The 400-nt window shown below is 65.5% G+C and carries 1 protein-coding gene; it reads left to right on the top strand.

What is annotated here, in order from left to right; all coding sequences use genetic code 11:
- Nucleotides 1-378 (top strand): EF-Tu C-terminal domain-related protein (locus D4754_RS23790; RefSeq protein ID WP_476727333.1); only part of this gene is annotated, 378 nt, incomplete at its 5' end.
- Nucleotides 379-400 lie beyond the last annotated feature (22 nt).

The raw sequence follows: 400 nt of genomic DNA, 5'->3' as shown, positions 1-400 counted from the left end.
GAAGCGGGCGACAACATCGGCGCGCTGCTGCGCGGTGTGGACCGTGAAGGCGTGGAACGTGGCCAGGTGCTCTGCAAGCCGGGGTCTGTGACGCCGCACACGAAGTTCGAAGCCGAGGCCTACATCCTGACGAAGGATGAAGGCGGCCGTCACACGCCGTTCTTCGCGAACTACCGTCCGCAGTTCTACTTCCGCACGACGGACGTGACCGGGACGGTGACGCTGAAGGAAGGCACCGAGATGGTCATGCCGGGCGACAACGTTGGCTTCACGGTCGAGCTGATCGCGCCGATCGCGATGGAAGACGGCCTGCGCTTCGCCATCCGCGAAGGCGGCCGCACGGTCGGCGCCGGCGTGGTGTCGAAGATCATCGAGTAAGTCGAACGGCTCCGCCGTTCGA

The sequence above is a fragment of the Chachezhania antarctica genome (genome assembly GCF_003646465.1).
Lineage (GTDB): Bacteria > Pseudomonadota > Alphaproteobacteria > Rhodobacterales > Rhodobacteraceae > Chachezhania > Chachezhania antarctica.
This window is presented reverse-complemented; position numbering and strand designations above follow the sequence as displayed.